This window comes from Sinorhizobium sp. CB7, from assembly GCF_041357635.1.
GTDB lineage: Bacteria > Pseudomonadota > Alphaproteobacteria > Rhizobiales > Rhizobiaceae > Rhizobium.
Window position 1 is genome coordinate 257,871 of the sequence record NZ_JAULLL010000006.1, and the last position, 19,300, is coordinate 277,170.

Here is a 19,300-nt window from a genome sequence, read left to right on the forward strand (position 1 = left end):
TCGGCAATCGGCTGGAGATGGATAGATTGCCGGCCGACGCGTGCCCCAACCGCCACACATGAACCTACATGCCTTTGAGCGCAAGGCTTCGCAATGAGGCGTAGGTTTGAACACCAGATCGTGGAAAAGAGTTGCCGGGGCGCGGAACCCACGATTCTTCCGATTGCTCGAGCGCGAAATATTGAAGTTGGCAACATCACGGTCGTAGCTGATACAGCCTGCCCCAGTTGGTTGTCGCACCAGCTAGTTCCAGATATGGAGACAGGCCTTCCACGATCGGTCGTCCTGGTAACGGAAGATCGTCACAATGGTACCTTCATAATGTTGCATCCGGCCATCCTCGCCTGGTGCCTTGGCCGACCACTTGCCGATTGAGTAGGCAATGTCGCCAGCAGCCTCGGCCCCCAACATTTCAACGGCGTGATCCCTCACTCCGGCCGAGAGTAATCCCATCCAGAAGTCCTTGATCGCGCTCAGCCCCTTGAGAAAGGCGTGGCTGGACGGCAACACTATCGCATCAGTTGTATATAGAGCGGTGACTGCATCGGCATCGCCGCGATTAAAGGCGGAGTTCCAACTATCATATGCTCTCCGAAGATCCTCGCGTATGTCGTCAGATGGTCTTGCCATGGCGTTTCCCTCCTCCTGGTCTCACAGCTAACAGGTCGTCAACAGCTTCGGCTGCTATTAAGAGCCGATCCGCTGCTTTCAACTCAGGCAACGACAGCTCTTCGGGGAACCCGGAGCGGATCACCGCGAGCTGCTCGCGAACGCCAGCGGCTGCGTGCGCGTCCTGCGCGAGCTGCAATGCGGCGCGCAACTCCCACAAACGTCCGCCTTGCACACGGGCAACGGTCAACGCCTGCGTGAAGTGGACTTTTGAAAGCGCGGCACTCTCCTCATCGCGCTGCAAGAGCACCTCACCCTTCAGACGCCATACCTCGGCTTCAAACCAGCGTTCGTTGGTCCGTTCGATCGCTGCCTGCGCCTCCTCGAGCAAACGGTAGGCAGCACTGTAGTCGCCGCCCCTAATTTCGATCTGGGCTTCAAGGGCTTTGAAATAGGGGATCATGAATGCCGCGCCTGTCGCCCGCCACCCATCAACACCTCGCAGGAGCTCGCTGCGACCAAGCTCAATCTCGCCCGTCTCGGCGATCGTCCAAGCCCTCAATATCGTGGCGCCAGCAAGCCAAAAGCGAAAACCCGCTTCACTGGCAATTTCCGTCAGTTCACTGCAGCGGTCCTGGACACCTTCACGATCGCCGAGTATCTGCCGGATGACGCCCCCGAAAAACAGCGGCAATGCGATGCTGTTGCGATGCCCCACCCTATACGCTTCCGCGATCGCTTCGCCGTTTGTTGCCAGAGCCTGATCTGGGAAGCCGAGCGCAAGCAATGTCCGTGCAAGATAATCCAGGCATACCACCCGCGGATCGAAGGCGTACACAAAAGATGGTGACCTGTGTTCCGAAGGGTCATAGAGAGCCAGCGCCTGCTCCAGATGCTCGCGAGCGCGCGAGAATTCTCCCGTGGGGAACGTGCTGACTCCGGCAGCCCTGTGCGCGAAAAACGAGAGCCCGCGGTCGTCATTCGCCTCTGCCAGCTCCAGCAGGCGGTCAGTCGCCTGCCGCGCCTCCGTCAATTCGGCAGCATAGAGATGATAAAGACAGAGCCCGTAAAGGACTGGAAAAAGCTCCCGCGTTTCGCCGAGCTCAGCACAAAGATCGCGCGCTCGAATATAAGCTGCGGCGGTCGACGGTGCCGCGAAACCATGTGCCGCGACGTGCGTGCTGCCGAGTGCCAACTGTATGGCCAATTCCCGCCGCGAACGCCAGATGGATGGCGGTAAGGCGGAAAGCGCACTTAGCGCATTGCCGAACCGTGCAAGCGCTTCTGCGAGTATCGAGCGTGAAAGCGCCCGTCGGCCGGCGAGTTCGTTGTATTCGACCGCCTTTTCGACCAAACCTGCGTGACTAAAATGGTGAGCGAGGAGTTCGGGCTCGGTTGCAATCACCTCGGGGCGTTCTTCGAGAATGGCGGCGATGCGAGCATGGAGGTGCTGGCGACGGCTGTGCAGGAGGGTGCTATAGGCGGCATCCTGGACGAGCGCATGTTTGAAGGCATAGCTTGCTTGATTGCCGCCACCGCGACGAAAAACAAGGCCGGCCGCAACAAGCCGCTCGGTAGCGCGGTCAAGCTCGGATTCCGACAGACCGGTGGCCGCGGCAAGCAGCTCATGGGTGAATTCGCGGCCGACTACCGCCCCTACCTGTGCGACCTCCCTGACCGAAGCCAGCCGATCGAGCCGCGCCATCAGGGAATCATGCAACGTGGCAGGCACTGCGAGAGGTGGCAGCGGGCCTGCCAGAACGAGTTCGCCGTCGCGTTCTAGAACGAGGCCCGATTCGAGTACGACTTTGGTCAATTCCTCCACGAAGAGCGGTACGCCTTCTGTTTTCGAAAGAATCTGGTCCAGCACTACCTCGGGCAACTGCTTGCCCCCGGTCATTGACACGACGATGGAAGTTGTCTGGGCCCGGCTGAGCGGGTTGAGGGGCAAAATGGTCGCGTGAGGGAGACCGTTCCAACGGACCGTGCCATCCGGACGCGAAGTTGCGACCAGCATAATAGGCAACCGCTGGATTAGGCTTGCGATCTGGTCGAAAAGCTCAGCGGATGTCGGATCGAGATGATGCGCGTCCTCTAGCAGCATCAGCACCGGCTTTTGCCGAGCGAGCGCCTTCAGCTGCTCGATCAAGACCTCAAATGTGCGCATCTTCTGTTTCTGCGGCACAAGGTCAAGTGAGGGATAACGGCTGTCGCATGGGATCGACAACAGTGCCGCGATCAGTGGGAGGGCCTCTTCTGGATCTGCGGTTGAATCAGAGAGCAACCGCTCCAGGCAGTCGAGCTGCAGTTCGGGCGGATCGGTTCGCTTGATATGCCCGGCTCTGAGTAGCTGATCTGTGACGGGGAAAAGCGCCGTTTCCGCATGATAGGGCGAGCAATAATACCGCAGTCGCGTATGTGCCTCGTCCCGCAACCGCTCTCTTAGCTCTTGGATAAGGCGCGATTTGCCGATGCCGGCTTCACCGAACAGCTCGACCACTTGCCCTTCCCCGGAGACGGCCAGCCGCCAGCGGTCGATTAATAAGGCGATCTCATGTTCGCGCCCGGCAAGTGGTTTGGCATCGCCTGTATGCAGCGCTTCGAATCGACTTTCCACACGGCTCTCTCCGATCACCCTGAACGCGTAGACTGGAGAATCAAAGCCGTGCAGCTGCTGCGGCGGAATTCCGGTTACTTCGAACAGGTTCCCGATGAGACGGTACGTGAGCTCGGAGATCACTGCGGTTCCCGGTTCAGCGACAGCCTGAAGTCGAGCGGCGAGGTTTGGCGTTTCGCCGACGACCGCATTCTCTTGAGCAGTGCCAATGCCAATTAAGTCGCCGACGACAACGGTCCCCGTGGCGATGCCAATACGCGCTGAGAGCTGTCGACCTACCTTTGCCGGCAGGGCTTTTATGGCGTCAAGGACAGCGAGCGCGGTTCTGACAGCCCGCTCCGCCTCGTCTTCATGCGCTCGGGGCCAACCGAAATACACCAAAACGCCATCGCCCATAAGCTTCGCGATGTGCCCTTTAAAGCGAAGCACTTCGCCAGCGACAGTATTCTGGAACTCTCTCAGGAGCTCGCGCACCTCCTCGGGATCGAGTCGCGTCGCGAGCGCGGTTGACCCAACGAGATCCACAAACATTACCGTCAGCTGACGTCGCTCGGCACCTGTCGTGGGAGCTGCCACAGGTTGCGTTGATGGCGTGGGCTCTCTGAGATTTTCGAGAGACTTTGAAGAGGATAAATCCCGCAACTCAGCGATTGCATCCAGAAGCTTGCGGCGGTGTCCGACGGACCTCACCCCAATTTCCTTGAGGTCCTCCGCCGTCAGCCGCGCGAGTACCTCAGCCTCGATGTCGTTGTCACGAAAGGCCGTGATGTATTGCTGCAGTTCTAGGCTACGCAGCCACTGCTCAACGTTCATGTCCCCCCTCCGCGGCGGAGACTACGAGATGACTCCATCTAGCCTTTTAGGTCCCCAATCACCCGCTGCAGGGCAACAGCGCATTCTACGATCGGCGACACTCGAGAATCCAGCCAGTAGGCCGTCGCCTATGAGCTCGAAGCGGCGAGCCTGCCATCGATGGCACCCCCAAAAAAAACCAGCCGTTATTTTGCAATTCACTAAATTAGCATAACAAAATATTACAGTCAGCAGGATTGAGGTGGTCGCGCTGAACCCACCGCCATCGCTTCGATCGCACAAGACCAGGTCGACTTCCTTTCCGAAAAGCTCGCTCCGGCATTAGAAGTCCGGCTCATGCCGATGCCGTTGTCCTCTACGACGAGCTAGCTCTTGGGATCTTCAAGTCGGCAATCAGCCGGAGATTCTACGCCTTCACATAGGCTCAGCCCGCACCCAGCTGCTGCCGCACAAGAGCCGCCCAATAATCGATGCCGTAGGCGATGGCGTCGTCGTTGAAGTCATAGGCCGGATTGTGCAGGTCGGCGCTGTCGCCGTTGCCGAGCCAGATGATGGCGCCGGGCCGCTTCTCGAGCATATAGGAAAAATCCTCCGATCCCATCGTCATCGGCCAGTTGCCGTTGACGCGCTCGGCACCGACAACGCTTTCGGCGGCAGCGATCGCAACTGACGTTTTCTCGATGTCATTGACGGTTACCGGATATCCCGGCCGCCAGTCGATCACGGCCTCCGCCTCGTTGAGCTTTGCGGTTCCCGTAACCACCTCACGGAAGCGTTGCTCGACGGCACGGCGCGTCGCCGGTTGCATGGTCCGGATCGTGCCGCCGACCTTGACGGAGGGAGGAATGACGTTCAGCGCCTTCGGATCCCCGCCGCTGATGTAGGTCACGGAAAGGACGACCGGATCGAATGGATCCGTAAAGCGGGATATGATCGCCTGGAGCGCAACGACAATCTGCGAGGTCACGAGCACGGGATCGCGAGCAAGGTGCGGCGCTGCCGCATGGCCGCCGCGTCCGTTGATGGTGATGACGAAGCGATCGCCTGCGGCCATCATCGGACCGCTGCGAATGGCGAATGAACCAATGGCAAGCCCGGGTTCATTGTGCATGCCATAGACCTCGACGATGCCGAAGCGCTCCAATAGCCCCTCCTCCAGCATCACGCGCCCTCCACCGCCGCCTTCTTCGGCCGGCTGGAAGACGAGAACGATCTTGCCGGAGAAATCGCGCTCCGCGGTGAAACGCTTGGCGGCGCCAAGAAGAATGGCGGTATGCCCGTCATGGCCGCAGGCATGCATCATGTTCGGCACTTTCGATGCATAGGGCAGGTTTGTCTGCTCCGACATAGGCAAGGCATCCATGTCGCAGCGAAGCGCGATCGTCTTGCCGGCGCCACGGTTGCCGGAGATCGTCGCAACGACTCCGCTCTTGGCCATGCCCGTCACCACCTCGTCACATCCGAACGCCCTCAGCTTCTCGGCGACCATCGCAGAGGTGCGCGGCAGATCGAACAGAAGCTCCGGATATTGATGGATCTCACGGCGCCAGGCCTTGGCCTCGTCTGCGATGATGCGTGATGTTTCGGACGGAACCATATCGTCTCCCTTGCTTCGTTTTCGCACTGTGCGCAGGTCACCGCAGCGGACGGCAAGCCGTCTCGCATGATGCTGAGAGAGATGCGCTCGTCGTCTGCCGCTTGTCGAGCTCTGCGGTGATCGGCCCTGCTCTACCAACTTACCTCAAGAGATGACAGCCGATAGTCACTTATGAACTGACGGCTCCGATCAAGTCATGGCGGTGATATCGCGCGTATACCGCTCTTTCTGGTCGCTGTACCCGAAGCGGTATCAACCCTGCCAAGGATCGACGACAACCACGCCAGTACCCTCGAAGTCCCTGACATTGCGTGTCACCACAGTCATGCCGTGAACCAGAGCGGTTGCTGCAATCAGAGCATCCACCTCGTTGCGCCGATCAGGAATATGCAGATGCGCACAGCGTGTGGCGATCGGATCGTCTATCGGTAGAATACGGCCTGCGAATTCCGGGCGTATATGACTGTCGAGCCATGAACGCAAGCGAGCGCCCTGTGCCGTGTCCCGACGCTGCACACTGAGTACACCCCGTTCAAGTTCAAGGATGGTGATCGTCGAAATGTAGAAGCTGACGGCGTCCTCCGCTTCAAGCCACGTTACCACCTTGGCGTCCGCCTTGCCGTCACCGATCTTTCGCAGCTCGGAGACGACATTGGTATCCAGCAGATACGTCAAGACAGATCGACTCCGCGCGGCGTGATCTTAACGCGCGGCGGATCGAACTCGATTTCCGACAGACCGGGCATGGCGAGGGCCTCAACCAAGCTGCGGCGCTTGCCGGTCAGACGCTCGAACTCATCGTAGGTCATCAAGACATGAGAAGGCTTGCCCCGATCTGTAATAATGACCGGACCTTTCTTGGCAGCCTTCTTGGCGCGGCTGACGTCGTGGTTCAACTCGCGGCTGGAAAGGGTCGTGATGCTCATGGCAGCCCCATGTAGGTATTTACCTACATATAGCAAAATTGAGGATGGGAAGACAAGTCGAGGCCGGGCGCCAGCGACAATTTCTGTTTGTGAAAGATTTGGTTGCGGGGCACGCAACACCCAATTCCTGCGATTAGTCGAGCGGCAGATACCGAGGCTAACAGCGTAATGCTTTCGCGCGAGCAACTACTGGCCTTGCGTGGAATAGAACCGCGCAGGCGGCCGTGCTTTTTAGCGTGCAACCTCCCCCATCAAAGGCCGCGCGTTTTCGTATCGAAGATGGCGATGTCAAAATTGACATCAAGTGTGCCGGCGATGAACCGATAAAGATCTGCGCCGACCTTCTCTTACAAACCCTGGACAGACTGGAAGGGTCGTCACCATCTCGAAATGATGATTACCAGTAAGGCATATTCAGTCTCCCAGTGGCATCGGGGCCATCGATGTCCACCAGGTGAGTACCTCGAACAAGCCTTAAGCGCGCAGGTTGCGACGGCATCGAAGCTTATGGTTGCTGCGCCTTTTCTGCCGTGCCATAGAGAACGTCTCCGATTTTCCCGCCATTTGGTCTCCATGCCTCGCCCCCAAATTTACGCGCTCCTGCCCTTTCTGCTCCTGCTGTTCGTCGGAACCGTTTGCGGCGCGATGATCGTGCCATTCATGGGTTTTTTCATCGTCGAGGGTTTGGGGCACGCCCCATGGACGATCAGCATCTACGCCGGGGCGCTCTCGTGTCTCGCGATCGTTATCAATCGCCGGTTTGCCCGGCTTATTGATCGTGGAGAAAGCGCCTTTCCGCTGATCGGGATCGCTTTGGGTGGGTATCTGGTGGCCAGCTTCGCGTTGTCGATCCTTCCGGCTTTCTGGACGGTGCTGACGTTCGGCGTGATCGGGTTCGGGCTGAGTGCAAGCGCTGTGTCAACGATGTTCAGCCTTGGAGGCAGCCTGGCCGAGCAGCACCAGATCGAGCGAAGCCGGTTTAACGCCTTTATGCGCGCCACCACATCCACAGCCTGGATGGTCGGGCCGGCGGTGTCCTTTCTCGTTGCAGATCAACTTGGAAAGTTTGCGGTCTTCAGGGTCGGTGCCGCGCTCGCCCTTGTCTGGCTGGCACTTTGGTGGTGGATCGCACCGCGAGATGCAACGGCCAACTCCAAAGATAAAGCCGTAAAAGACGGATGCGAGGATCACGCAAATCCCGGTCTTTGGTTTGCCGCAGCGTTTGTGTTCTGCCTGTCGTCCGCTCACTCCTTGACGTTTTCGGCCCTGCCTCTTTTCTACGTGCAGGAAGTCGGACTGCCGGGCTATGCACCCGGGGTAGCCTTCAGCGTCAAGACCTTTGTCGAAGTGTTGGCCATTTTCTCAACCCCACGTCTGATCGCCCGGTTTGGGATTCGGGCGCCGTTGATCGCCACAGCGTTGTTTGCGGTCGTTACCATCCATATCCTCGCTTTGGTCCAGACCTATCCGCAGATGTTGGTCGGTGCGGCAATGGAGGGGCTGTACTACGGGCTTTATGCCAGCCTTGGTATCAGCTTCGTCCAATCCCACGCCGAAGCTCGCCCGGCGCATGCGACGGCAATTTATTGGAACACGATGATGATCAGCGGCGTGTTGGCCGGCCCCGCCGTGGGGCTAATCGCACAGGCCTACGAATTTCGAACCGTAATCCAGATTGCTTCCTTGGTCGCACTCTTCGCCGCCGCTGTCCTGTTGTTCAGTCCGCGCCGGTTCAAAATGTCTACCTCGTCCCCACCTTGAGAGGCGCATCTTTGTGCGTCGCTCCCAACGGTCCAGTCGTCGCACCATCACAACGACAGCTGTTCAGGCCTTGAAGCGGTCGAATGCGGTGAGCCGCTTGATCGTGGATCTGCTTCATCCCAGCGATAGTTTTCCGAGCGCCTCGGGCGAAATAAACAGATCGAACTGCTGCGTCATTCGCTATCTCGGGTTCATTCTGAAGGGCGGCGGCCAACTGCTTCTCGACGCCGATACCGATTGGGGCAAGGTCCGGATCGTCTGGCGCCGCGGGCCGCTGGGATCCGGCTCAAGCCTGAACCGGCCAAACGGTTGATCGAGATGAGCTTGCCAACGCTCTTCGGGGCTCGCCTCTTTACAGTGGTGACGGCATGAAATTGGTTTATGCGCGCCCTTGCACACGCGGCGGGCCCGCGCCTGACAAAATGCTCCTCGATCAATCCTGCCGATCTTCTCTTGCTTCACCGGGTTGATCTTCGGAGTGCCAGCGGCGAAGAGCGGACGCATACCGCGGCATGACATGAGGCATGAACGTTTCTCCTTTCGACGGGCGCTTGGCTCCGAAAACATAGCCCGGGAAATCGAGGCGCTGCTGCACTTCCCAAATCTCATCATGCGCCGAAGGTGGTCTGATGATTGCCGGATCACCGACCGCAATCCAGCCCAAGGGGACGACTGTATCGTCCTCAAGTCTGGTGCGCAGGTGAACTATCCCGTTGACCTGCACCTCACAGCGAGCACCAAGTCGAGCGGCATTGAAGATTGTCGCGTTTGTCGCCACGAAGACGTCATCGGCCAAAGTGCATCCAACCAGGCTCGCATGTGGCCCGACGAGGCAATGGTTGCCTACCGTCAGCGGATCTTTCGCCGTCCCCCGCAGTATGGCGCCGTCCATGATCACGCAATGGCTGCCAATATGAATTGGCCCGCTTTCTGCAACGACGACAGCGTTAAATCCGATGGAGCACCCAGCACCAATGATCACGTCGCCCACGATAGCAGCGTTAGGCGCTATCCGTGCGTCGTCAGCAATTCGAGGCGTCACTCCTTGGTGTGTAAGTATCGACATAAGCGCTCCCTTCGCTTGCTCCGGCAGTTAAGTGGCCAGCAAATATTTGGGGCACCGTCGAAACAATGGGAGTAGGCCCATTGCCTGGGCGTTGCTTTCGTCCTGGCGCCATACTCACCGGATCAGCGGGACATCAATCCCAGTCAAAATATATCTGAGTAGCACAATCCCGCCGCCCAGCGACCGATTCTCGACCGCCTTGAGGTCAACCCTCACGCCCTCGGGGAATAGCTTGATGCCGCGACCGAGCACGACCGGATAAACCATCAGGACGAACTCGTCGATCAGACCGACGGAGATTAAAGCGTGGCAGATCGAGGCGCTGCCGTAAATCAGAATGTTGCCCTCGATGGAGTCCTTGAGACCTTTCACCGACCCGACCAGATCGTCACTAAGCAAAGAGGTGTTGCTCCACTCCGGCTTGCCGATGGTGCGCGAAGCAAGGTATTTGGGCAGTGTGTTCATGCGATCCGCCATGGCTGATTTCACCGTCGGCCATACCGCCGCGAAACCATCATAGGTACGCCGGCCGAGCAACACGGCCGCGGCGGCGCGCAATTCGTCGTCTTTGAACTTGTCGCCTTCCGGACCGCGGGCGAACGGACCAGTCCAGTCGCCGAGACCTGAGTTTTCCATCCCCACCGGGTCTTCAATGACGCCGTCGAGAGAGATGTATTGGGTGGCGATGATCTTGCTCATAGTTTCCCTCCAATTATCCTTGCTTCATATTCAGAAGACGAATGACCGATGCTGCTCACGACATTGGAGCGAGAATTTTCTCAATTCGAGCTGTTTGCGGAGATGATCGGTTGCCGGGCCGACGGCACGGGGCCAGGGAGAAAACACCGGGGAGACCCTGCCCCATGCACAAGTCGGCACATGGAAGGGGAAAAGAGAAGATAGATACTTTTCCTCGGAAATGAAAAAACCGCCCGGTGGAAAGTCGAACGGCCTTTAATTTCACCACGATTGTTCAGAATCGGAACCGGAAGTCCTCCTGCCAGTTCTTGTATCGCAAGATAGGAGAACGACATGGCCAATGACGAATTGAATGCGGGCTTTACCGGTACCCCCGCCGAACAGCCGGAGGGCGTCCAGAAGCTAGCAAAGACTGCGACCGATGCAGTGAAGCGTGAGACGCGCGCTTTGGCTGTGGGAGCTGCGGGGCATCCGCACACCGCAGGCACACTGATTGTGGGTATCGGAGCGCTAGCCTTTAGCATTGGCTATCTTCTCGGCCGATCGTCCGCCACCACCAGCTCTCGGTATTGGAGATAATGAGCCTGGCAAGCGACCGGGACGACCACCGGGAGGAAGTCGATGAAAATGGAGGGCGACCTAATCCGATGCCGGAAGAGGACGTGCGGAAAGGCTCATGCCATTTGGGAGCGCGAAGGCCGACCTAATGGTCGTCATGAAGATCACTGGAACGAGGCAAAGCGCGAGATCGAACGCGAGTTTGGTGAAGACCAAGGAAACGACCCTCCGAGTGTGGATGACCTGAGGGCAGCCGCGCGCGAGCTTACCGACGTGTTCCTCGTTGCAACTGACCTCGAAGATGCCGATCAGCGCGAAGCATCACCTGGCACCCGAGAGCAGTCCTGAGCACAGAGGAAGGAAAAGGATCATGAAGACAGTGACAACAATAGCGGCCGCGTGCTGTATCCTGATTTCAGTCTCCGCCTGCGCCAATACCATCCGGGGGATTGGTCGAGACACTGCCAACACGGTCAACGCCACGCAGAATGCAGGCAATCGCGTCGGTCACGCAGTAGCGCGCTAGGTGAAGCAAGCGCAGCCATCCAGGATGGCGACCACGATTGTAATTGCGGCCATGATGGCCGTGGCGCTTCTTGATGTGCAAAATCCGAGGATCCATCAATGAAACCCCTCCTTTCCATTGCAGCCGTGATCGTTGCATTGTCTGCCGACGCAAGCTTCGCGCAGCAGCCCACCCAGGGCCCGCCTCCGCCGCCAGACAATACAACTGCCGCGCCTCCAACGCCGCCCGAGCGGCAGGCAACCCCCTCAGATGAGAGTCGCCCCCGCTATGATTGGCGCAGGGGGCGGATGCGTGGTCATCCGCCGCTACCTCCCCCATCAAAGGCCGCGCATTTTCGTATCGAAAATGGCGATGTCAAAATTGACATCAAGTGTGCCGACGACGAACCGACAAAGGTCTGCGCCGACCTTCTCTTACAAACCCTGGACAGACTGGAAGGGTCGTCACCATCCCGAGATGATGATTACCAGTAAAACATGTTCAGTCTGCCGGTGGCATTGGCCATCGATCGTTCCTGTCTCGCGCAAAGCTGCTGCGGTGGAGGAAGTCGGCTGAACGGTTACCTGGAGTTGGTGGCAACCGTGCCGGTCGAAAGTGCCTTTTAGCCGGCAACAGCATCGCCGGCCAGGCACGCAACGCGCGGCACTACCGATTTAACCGACTTACTTCCTCGGAGGGGTGTCGGCCCCGACCATGTGCTCCTCCTCCTTCGGAAGACGCGCTCCGGCAATTTTCACGCTCGCAACATCGCTGTTGATCTCTTTGAGTTCGTCCGCCGTGAACGCCACCGATGCGGCGCCGACGTTCTGTTCCATGTGAGCGATCTTTGTCGTGCCGGGGATAGGAACGATCCAGGGCTTCTGCGCGAGCAACCAAGCAAGCGCGATCTGCGCAGGCGCAGCCTCTTTGCGTTGCGCCCATTTCAAGACAACGGCGTAAAGGGCCATGTTGGCTTTCAGGTTTTCCGGTGCGAAGCGCGGCACAAGCGCACGGAAATCGAAAGGACCAGCGCCGGCCTGGAGGTCAAAGGTAGCGCTGCCTCCAAACCGGGTATCGGCATTCATCTTGCCCGAAAGGAAGCCCATTCCGAGAGGGCTCCAGCACACGAAGCCGATCCCCAGCTCCTCGCAGAGCGGAAGCACCTCCGCCTCCGGTCCGCGCCAGAGCATGGAATATTCGTTCTGGATGGCGGCCAGGGGCTGCTCGGCATGGGCGCGGCGGATGGTTTGAATTCCCGGCTCGGAAAGGCCCCAGTTGAGAACTTTGCCTTCCGCCATCAAATCCTTGACCACACCGGCGACGTCTTCGATGGGGACGGTGGGATCGACGCGGTGCTGGTATAGGAGATCGATGCGATCCGTCCGCAAGCGCTTCAGGCAGCCTTCGACCGCCCTGCGGACATGTTCCGGTCGGCTATCCATGCCACGGCTTCCCATCTTGCCGGTCTCGGGATCGATGTCGCCGCCGAATTTCGTCTCGACGGCCACGTGGTCACGCATACCCCGGAGCGCTTCGCCGACAATATCCTCGGAAATGAACGGCCCATACATCTCAGCCGTATCGATCAGCGTCACCCCTCGATCCACCGCGCTGCGAATGACGCGGATCGCTTCGCCGCGGTCGAGCGTGCTGGTGTAAAAATCGGTAACGACTCCCTCTTTTGGCCCAGGCAACCATTGGCAGCCAAGTCCGACCGGCGAGACTTCGAGGGAACCCAGCCTTCTGCGGCCGCTCGCCGAGGCCGCGTTCGACGGCGCACTGGCGACGGACGCCGCGGCCGCTGCGGGAAGCCCGGGAATCAATGAGATCCCTCCCAGCACCGCGCCCGACCGAAGGAGATCGCGGCGACCCATATGAGGAAATTTTGATGTGGCCGGTTGGCGATCGTTGGCGTCAGAGATTGTGGAAGCTCCCATGCAAATCGAGTTGAAATCAAAAATGGCGTTCAGCGGCATCGGCCCGCGCTATGCACGGGTCGGCGAATTTGGCAGCACCGGATGCTTCTGTTCGGTCCCGCAATGGCGCCGGTCATCCTCCGGCTTCACGGCCCCTTAGCCGTTGGTCAGTTCCAGCAGTGTCTCCGGCAACCGCGCGCCGCGTATGTCGATGCGCGCCAGAGCGGCCTCGATTTCGTGGAGGTCGCCGGTGGTGAGCAGCACCTGCGCCGCACCGATATTCTCCCGGATGCGCTCCAGCTTCCGGGTGCCGGGGATCGGCACGATGAACGGCTTGCGTGAGAGCAGCCATGCCAGCGCGATCTGGGCGGGCGTGGCGCCCTTTGCATGCGCCGCGCGCAGAAGCAGATCGACTAGCGCCTGGTTCGCCGCACGGGCCTCCGGCGTGTATCTTGGCTGAACGATGCGGAAATCGTTCACATCGATCTTCGTGTTGGCGTCGATGGTGCCGGTGAGGAAGCCCTGGCCAAGCGGGCTCCAGGGGACGAAACCGATGCCGAGCTCCTCGCACAAGGGCAGCACCTCGGGCTCCGGATCACGCGTCCACAGCGAATACTCGCTCTGGATGACAGAGACGCTTTGGACGGCATGCGCGCGACGGATGGTGGCCGCGCCGGCTTCCGACAATCCGAAATGCCCGACCTTGCCGGCCTCGATCAGGTCCTTCACGGTGCCGGCGACTTCCTCGATCGGCACGTTCGGATCGACGCGATGCTGATAAAGGAGGTCAATATGGCCGGTGCCGAGCCGCTTCAGCATCGCGTCGACGACGCGCCTGATGTGATCGGGCCGGCTGTTGGGGGCAGGTTCGAGCTTGCCCGCATCGGGATCGATGTCGAAGCCGAACTTCGTCGCAATCACGACCTGATCGCGGATCGGCGCCAGCGCCTCGCCGACCAACTCCTCGTTTGTCCAGGGGCCGTAGGCCTCCGCCGTATCGAACAGGGTCACGCCCATATCGTGCGCGCTGCGAATGATGCGAATGGCCTCAGCCTTGTCTGGCGACTGTCCATAGATCGACGTGAAGCTCATCGTCCCGAAGCCGACTTCCGATACGGCGAGCGCGCCAAGCATGCGGGTCTTCATTTTTACAATTCTCCCTGCGGTGTGCCGTGTCTGGCGGTTGCTCGGGATTATTTAGCATCTCGACGTTCTAGCGATTAGATGCTTAATTATGCTTGATCCTATAAGCTGAGGTGATAAATGCAGCGGAATGATCTCGGCGACCTGAACGTCTTTCTCGCGGTCGCGGAGGAGCGCAGTTTTACACGAGCCGCCGCGCGGTTGGGCCAGTCACAGTCTTCATTGAGCCAGACGGTCCGCCGGCTCGAGGAGCGCCTGGGAATGCGTTTGCTGACCCGTACGACGCGCAGCGTGGCGCCGACGCAGGCGGGTACGCAGCTTATCGAAACCTTGAAGCCGGCGATCGCCGATATCGAGGCACGGCTGGCCATATTGAGCGAACTTCGGCCCGAGCCGGCCGGAACCATCCGACTGACGGCCGAGTTGCATGCGGCGGAGACGGTGCTATGGCCCGCAATCTCCCGGCTGTCCCATAGGTACCCGGACATCAAGGTCGAGATTTTGATAGACGCGGCACTGACCGATATCGTTTCCGACCAGTTCGACGCCGGTGTTCGATTGGGCGAGCGCGTCGCCAAGGACATGATCGCGATCCGCGTCGGGCCTGATCTATGCGCGGCGGTTGTCGGCGCTCCGTCCTATTTCGCGGAACACGGTATTCCGCAGAAACCCCATGACCTGATGCGCCATAGGTGCATCAATATGCGTCTACCCACGGCCGGCGGCCTCTATGCGTGGGAGTTCGAGAAAGACGAGCGCGAACTCAACGTCCGCGTCGACGGGCCGCTCATCATCAACGACGAGCGGCTGGCTATCAGGGCCGCGATGGATGGCCACGGGCTGGCGATGGTGATGGAGGACCTGGTTGAAAACGCCATCGCCAACGGATCGCTGATAAGGGTGCTGCACGACTGGTGCGGGCCTTTCCAGGGATACCATCTGTATTACCCGGATCGCCGCCATCCGTCGCCGGCATTCGCGGCCCTGCTCAGTGAGCTGCGGTACGCAAAATAAGAATGCATAGCGCCTTGCGGGGAATTGAACATCGACCCGGCGATCACGTCAGCTAACATAACTGCTTGGCCATTTCGTTTGCTGCGCAGTCGCGAAACGGCCCCAACTGACAGTAGACTTTCAGCCTCATCATTGCAGGTCGGCTAAACATGACGCCCACTGATAGAGCATCTTCACTTATCGAGAACATCGCGCACGCGTGCGGCGAGATCTTCAACGGAGAACGCATCAGGCGTCAGTCATCAATACTAACCGCTAATTGATGCCTCTGCAGTCGTTATCACTTTCTCACGCAGTCGACTCTATGGAGAAGAACATGAGCGATACTTTGACAGACCGTAAAGCCGCGACCGATACCGCAACGGCCTCAAACGTCGACTTGAAGCTGGAAGTCGTCATCATCCCCGTTTCGGATGTCGACCGCGCCAAGCACTTTTACGGCGGCCTCGGCTGGAGGCTCGATGCCGACTTCGTCAAGGGCGACTCGTTCCGGGTCGTCCAGTTCACGTCCCCTGGCTCGCCCACCTCGATCCATTTCGGCAGGGGCTGACCTCGGCTGCGCCAGGGTCGGCGCAGCGACTCTATCTTAGCGTGACCGACATCGAGGCGGCGCGTGCCCAGCTGATTTCTCGCGGCGCAGATGTCAGCGAAGCGTTCCATCGGACGGCCATCGGCGGGCCGACAGCCCCAGGCGTTGATCCGGAGCGGCGCAGCTACAACAAGTTTGCCACATTCAGCGATCCGGACAGCAATAGCTGGTTGCTTCAGGAAATCACCGCGCGACTGCCCGGACGCATCGACGCGGGTGGCACGACATACACATCGGTAACCGAGCTTCAGGCTGCGCTCAAACGCGCAGCCACCGCGCATGGCGAGCACGAAAAGCGCAATAGCGGTCAGCGCGACGAGAATTGGCCGATATCGTACGCTGAATACATGGTCCCGAGGCGACCGGGAAGCCGCTGCCCCAATGAGCGGCCGCTGGCCATCGGCAAGGATCCGCCGCCGATTGCGAGAATACGCCGCGCTTGTCACAACGTGTGGAGGTCAATATGCCCGCTTACCTGATTGTAGAACATCTGATTACCGATCCTGACAAATTCCAGGAGTACAGCGGCAAAGTCCGGCAGATGATTGCCAGCTACGGCGGCCGAATCCTGACAAAAGGCGGCACCCACAAAGTGTTGGAGACCGACCATTTTTTGCCAGACCTTGTGGCAGTCTTCGAGTTCCCTGACATGACCACGCTGAACAGCTGGTACAATTCGCCGGAATACAAGCCGCTCCTCGTGCTAAGGCAATCGGCGACGGACATGAGCAAGGACGTGATGATCGCCATTGACGGTGCCTGAGAACCACGAGTTTATGGCGATCGACCGGAGCGAAGATGGATGTTTCAGACCCTGCTCGGGTTCGCGCACGACTCAGGCGCCACTCGGGATCAGGTTTGACGAACGACATGTTTCGAGAGGGTGGCGCCGCGCGTTACCGGGAGGAACGCGAAGCAGACCCTCCTTTGTGCATGCGATTCTACGCTAGAGCCATCCCGCGCATCACAATGAGCCGCAGCTTGCCTTTTCGCTTTGATCGAACCCCGATCGCGGCAATATAACAAAGAGCTTGAGCTGGCGGCGTGACATGCTCGATGCCTTCAGAGACAAGCTGGCGAGGATTTGAGGATGACGTGTTTTATCTGCATGACATGCGGCACGCAGTTCAGCGAGAGCCCCGAACCACCGCCAGCCTGCCCCATCTGTGAAGACGATCGTCAATTCGTGCCCCAATCAGGTCAAAGGTGGACGGACATGGCGGCGCTCAGCCAGACGCACAGCGTAATCTGGAATGAGGAAGCGGAAGGCATTCACAGCCTACAGATCGCGCCGGACTTCGGAATTGGTCAGCGCGCCTTTTTCATCGAAGGTCCAGACGGCAACATTCTCTGGGACTGCCTCAGCCTCATCGACGAAGCCAGCAAAGCCCGAATTGCTGCCTTGGGCGGCCTGAGTGCGATCGCGATCTCCCACCCCCATTTCTATTCGTCGATGATCGAATGGAGCACAGCCTGCGGCGGCGTGCCGCTCCATATCCACGCCGATGACGGCGAATGGGTGCAAAGATCCTGTGTGGGTCTACGCCGATGGACGGGTGAGGCGCTGCAGGTAGGCCAGGCGACCATGATCCGGTGTGGTGGCCATTTCGCAGGCAGCTCTGTCCTTCATTGTCCCTGGCTCGAAGACGGCCGAGGCGCTCTGTTCGTCGGCGACACAATGCAAGTGACCATGGATCGCAAATACGTCAGCTTCATGCGCAGCTATCCGAACCTCATTCCGCTCAACGCGCGTACGGTGAAGGGAATCTCGCAGGCGGTGCGGCCATATCGATTTGAGGCGATTTATGGTGCGTTTCCCGGCAGAACTATCGAAAGCGACGGCAACCGTGCCGTGGAGCGGTCCATGGAAAGATATTTAACGGCCATTGAAAGCTAGGGTGGGCCGGTCACTGCATCCCGACAGCGATATAGGATTCCTTAGGCGACAGAACCCGCCCTCCTACCTCTGAGCAAACAGGCTATATCAACGCTGGGCGGCAGGTGGGTTGTCTTCGGCGCACGCAGACCTGCAGCCTGGGCGACACGCCTTTAATGAGCGGCCGGTTCCCCGGTTATCGGGTTCTGACTAATCGCGTTCCATCGTGGAGAGGAGAGCCGTTGCCATCCGTTTCGCCTGACGGGCAGGCTCCGCTGAGCGAACCATTTGGGCGACGGCCGTTGCTCCTTCATGGAGAAGATTGATTTCGTCCGCCACGCGCTCCGGGTTGCGGAACCGTGCAGCATGAGCGAGCTCTTCGAAGTAGGCGAGTGCCAAGCGCTTGTGCATCCCGGCGGCCCGAAACACGGGATTGGCGATGTCCTTGTGTTCTCCGGCAGCAGCCATAAAGCTGCAGCCTCTAAAGTCCTTGTCCTTGAACCAGAGTTCCAGAAAGTCGAATGTTGACCGAATGCGCTCGATCGGATCGCTCGCGCGCTTTTCGACAAACTCGCGCATCTCACGGCGATCCTCCTCGTCGCGCCGCTCGAGCGCTGCGAGGATCAGGTCCTCCTTAGTCTGGAAGTGTCGGTATAAGGTCGTTTTCGCGACGCCACTTTCGGCGATTATCAAGTCTACGCCAGTTGCATGATAGCCATGCTCGTTGAATAGGCGCTGGGCTGTTTCAAGCAGATGGTCCTTGATCTCTGATCGCCGCATAGCCGTACCCTAAAAGAAACCGATCTGTAGCGATATTTAATCGATCGTAGCGCTCGTTGCAATGGCTGTGGCTTCTAATGGTGGATCGAAGAAAAAACTGCTTGCATCGCCTCAAAGCCGCGCGCTCGCGCTCATGTGAAATCCGGATCGCGATTTCGTGAATTGAAAACGATACCGATCGGTAGTATTTGGTTAATTCAACGATACAGATCGGTATCGTTTTGAGCCCAACGGGTCGAAAGCCCGCCAAGTCCTATCATCAATCGGAGAAGGAAATGACCCAAATCGTCGATCATATCGGCGCACAGCCGAAATCGAAACGCATGGAAAGTATCCTGCATCTGGCAGAGACGTATGGTCGCGCGGCAACAACCGCTGGCCTATATCTATCAATCATCGTGATTTACGCCTGGTTTGGCGGTATGAAGTTTACAGCCTACGAAGCTGAGGGGCTGGTCGACCTCGTCAGTAACAACCCTCTTGTAAGCTGGATGTACTCGATCTTGAGTGTACGAGGCTTTTCGAGCTTTCTGGGCGTCCTCGAACTTAGTATCGGCGCGCTTATCGCCGCGAGATCTTTGAACCCGGCTTATTCGCTGGTGGGAGGCATCCTGTCGTCGGGATTGTTCGTCACCACCATCAGCTTCATGATTACGACGCCGGGCGTGATTGTTCCTGAACTCGGGTTCCCGGCCATCTCCGTCGCCTCGGGACAGTTCCTGCTCAAGGACCTGGGCCTTCTAGCGCTATCGCTCTGGATTGCGATGGATTCCCTGGCCGCAATCCGGTTCGCGAGAAGCTAAAACCCGCAAGTCTGTCACATTAGCCCTT

General features: G+C 59.0%; 19 protein-coding genes and 1 pseudogene. 10 read left to right on the top strand and 10 right to left on the bottom strand.

What is annotated here, in order from left to right; translation table 11 throughout:
- Positions 1-243 precede the first annotated feature (243 nt).
- The 5 genes from AAE029_RS13745 to AAE029_RS13765 all read right to left on the bottom strand — a co-directional run bounded on the left by AAE029_RS13745 (position 244) and on the right by AAE029_RS13765 (position 6,562).
- Positions 244-630 (bottom strand): nuclear transport factor 2 family protein, encoded by a 387-nt coding sequence (locus tag AAE029_RS13745; protein ID WP_371073411.1) that lies wholly within the window; start codon positions 628-630, stop codon positions 244-246.
- Positions 614-4,039, bottom strand: coding sequence for an adenylate/guanylate cyclase domain-containing protein (locus AAE029_RS13750; protein ID WP_371073412.1), 3,426 nt, complete (start codon positions 4,037-4,039; stop codon positions 614-616). Before AAE029_RS13750 ends, AAE029_RS13745 begins: the two co-directional genes overlap by 17 nt.
- Positions 4,040-4,463: 424 nt before the next feature.
- Positions 4,464-5,636 (bottom strand): M20 aminoacylase family protein, encoded by a 1,173-nt coding sequence (locus tag AAE029_RS13755; RefSeq protein ID WP_371073413.1) that lies wholly within the window; start codon positions 5,634-5,636, stop codon positions 4,464-4,466.
- A gap of 252 nt (positions 5,637-5,888) precedes the next feature.
- Positions 5,889-6,311 carry a type II toxin-antitoxin system VapC family toxin gene (locus AAE029_RS13760; RefSeq protein WP_371073414.1) on the bottom strand — a complete coding sequence of 141 codons (423 nt, stop codon included), beginning with the start codon at positions 6,309-6,311 and terminating at the stop codon, positions 5,889-5,891.
- A complete protein-coding gene (locus tag AAE029_RS13765; protein WP_371073415.1) occupies positions 6,308-6,562 on the bottom strand; it encodes a type II toxin-antitoxin system Phd/YefM family antitoxin in 255 nt (84 codons plus the stop codon). The genes AAE029_RS13760 and AAE029_RS13765 overlap by 4 nt, the downstream gene beginning before the upstream one ends.
- 660 nt (positions 6,563-7,222) lie before the next feature.
- Between AAE029_RS13765 and AAE029_RS13770 the strand changes: the two genes are divergently transcribed.
- A complete protein-coding gene (locus tag AAE029_RS13770; RefSeq protein ID WP_371073416.1) occupies positions 7,223-8,323 on the top strand; it encodes an MFS transporter in 1,101 nt (366 codons plus the stop codon).
- Between the two features lie 88 nt (positions 8,324-8,411).
- On the top strand, positions 8,412-8,636 hold the full coding sequence (locus AAE029_RS13775; protein WP_371073417.1) for a hypothetical protein: 225 nt from the start codon (positions 8,412-8,414) through the stop codon (positions 8,634-8,636).
- Between the two features lie 120 nt (positions 8,637-8,756).
- On the opposite strand, the gene AAE029_RS13780 is transcribed toward AAE029_RS13775, so the two are convergent.
- Positions 8,757-9,389, bottom strand: a complete 633-nt coding sequence (locus AAE029_RS13780; RefSeq protein WP_371073418.1) for a gamma carbonic anhydrase family protein — start codon at positions 9,387-9,389, stop codon at positions 8,757-8,759.
- A gap of 114 nt (positions 9,390-9,503) precedes the next feature.
- Positions 9,504-10,088 carry a dihydrofolate reductase family protein gene (locus AAE029_RS13785; protein ID WP_371073419.1) on the bottom strand — a complete coding sequence of 195 codons (585 nt, stop codon included), beginning with the start codon at positions 10,086-10,088 and terminating at the stop codon, positions 9,504-9,506.
- Positions 10,089-10,421: 333 nt separating this feature from the next.
- Between AAE029_RS13785 and AAE029_RS13790 the strand changes: the two genes are divergently transcribed.
- Genes AAE029_RS13790 through AAE029_RS13800 form a run of 3 tightly spaced genes read left to right on the top strand, consistent with a single transcriptional unit; the run spans position 10,422 to position 11,172 of the window.
- Entirely contained in the window at positions 10,422-10,667 is a 246-nt protein-coding gene (locus tag AAE029_RS13790) for a hypothetical protein (RefSeq protein WP_371073420.1), read from the top strand.
- 42 nt (positions 10,668-10,709) lie between these two features.
- Complete coding sequence (locus tag AAE029_RS13795) at positions 10,710-10,994, top strand: DUF2934 domain-containing protein (RefSeq protein ID WP_371073421.1); 285 nt, start codon at positions 10,710-10,712, stop codon at positions 10,992-10,994.
- A 22-nt stretch (positions 10,995-11,016) separates the two neighbouring features.
- Positions 11,017-11,172: an entericidin gene (locus tag AAE029_RS13800; RefSeq protein ID WP_371073422.1), complete on the top strand. Its 156-nt coding sequence runs from the start codon at positions 11,017-11,019 to the stop codon at positions 11,170-11,172.
- Positions 11,173-11,834: 662 nt separating this feature from the next.
- Here AAE029_RS13800 and AAE029_RS13805 read toward each other — a convergent pair.
- Together AAE029_RS13805 and AAE029_RS13810 are read right to left on the bottom strand one after the other, a co-directional pair.
- Complete coding sequence (locus AAE029_RS13805; protein ID WP_371073423.1) at positions 11,835-12,974, bottom strand: aldo/keto reductase; 1,140 nt, start codon at positions 12,972-12,974, stop codon at positions 11,835-11,837.
- Positions 12,975-13,223: 249 nt separating this feature from the next.
- Positions 13,224-14,213 (bottom strand): aldo/keto reductase, encoded by a 990-nt coding sequence (locus tag AAE029_RS13810; protein WP_371073424.1) that lies wholly within the window; start codon positions 14,211-14,213, stop codon positions 13,224-13,226.
- 117 nt (positions 14,214-14,330) lie between these two features.
- Between AAE029_RS13810 and AAE029_RS13815 the strand changes: the two genes are divergently transcribed.
- From AAE029_RS13815 to AAE029_RS13830, 4 genes and pseudogenes are all read left to right on the top strand, one after another.
- Entirely contained in the window at positions 14,331-15,224 is an 894-nt protein-coding gene (locus AAE029_RS13815; RefSeq protein ID WP_371073425.1) for a LysR family transcriptional regulator, read from the top strand.
- Between the two features lie 316 nt (positions 15,225-15,540).
- Positions 15,541-16,196, top strand: a pseudogene (locus tag AAE029_RS13820) (VOC family protein); the annotation flags it as partial.
- Positions 16,197-16,276: 80 nt separating this feature from the next.
- On the top strand, positions 16,277-16,576 hold the full coding sequence (locus tag AAE029_RS13825) for a DUF1330 domain-containing protein (protein ID WP_371073426.1): 300 nt from the start codon (positions 16,277-16,279) through the stop codon (positions 16,574-16,576).
- A 327-nt stretch (positions 16,577-16,903) separates the two neighbouring features.
- Positions 16,904-17,710 (top strand): MBL fold metallo-hydrolase, encoded by an 807-nt coding sequence (locus AAE029_RS13830; RefSeq protein WP_371073427.1) that lies wholly within the window; start codon positions 16,904-16,906, stop codon positions 17,708-17,710.
- A 189-nt stretch (positions 17,711-17,899) separates the two neighbouring features.
- Here the strand turns inward: AAE029_RS13830 and AAE029_RS13835 are convergent, their stop codons facing one another.
- Positions 17,900-18,469 (bottom strand): TetR/AcrR family transcriptional regulator, encoded by a 570-nt coding sequence (locus AAE029_RS13835; RefSeq protein WP_371073428.1) that lies wholly within the window; start codon positions 18,467-18,469, stop codon positions 17,900-17,902.
- Between the two features lie 323 nt (positions 18,470-18,792).
- Here AAE029_RS13835 and AAE029_RS13840 point away from each other — a divergent pair, with 323 nt between their 5' ends.
- Positions 18,793-19,272, top strand: coding sequence for a YkgB family protein (locus AAE029_RS13840; protein WP_371073518.1), 480 nt, complete (start codon positions 18,793-18,795; stop codon positions 19,270-19,272).
- The last annotated feature ends 28 nt before the right edge of the window (positions 19,273-19,300 follow it).